General features: G+C 74.2%; 1 protein-coding gene. It reads left to right on the forward strand.

Annotated elements, in window-relative coordinates; all coding sequences use genetic code 11:
• The coding region (locus R0J87_RS21380; RefSeq protein WP_498888809.1) for a hypothetical protein at window positions 1–264 on the forward strand (264 nt) is incomplete at both ends.

Genomic DNA, 264 nt, shown 5'->3' on the forward strand with positions numbered 1-264 from the left:
GGGCTGGTCACCTTCGCCCGGGCCCGCGGCGCGGTCGCGACCGACCTGGATCTCGACGGGCTGGTCGATCTGGTCGTGGTCAATCGCGAGGCGCCGGCCGAGGTCTGGCGCAACCTGGGCGCCGGCGGCACGGTGCCCGACGGCCCGCGCGCCATGGGCAACTGGGTCGGCCTCCGGCTAGATCAGAAGGGTCCGAACCGCCACGCGATCGGCGCCTGGGTCGAAGTGCGAGCCGGCGCCCATGTCCAGCGCCGGGAGATCACG

This window comes from Halomonas sp. SIMBA_159 (assembly GCF_046536035.1).
GTDB classification, from domain to species: Bacteria; Pseudomonadota; Gammaproteobacteria; order Pseudomonadales; family Halomonadaceae; genus Vreelandella; species Vreelandella venusta_A.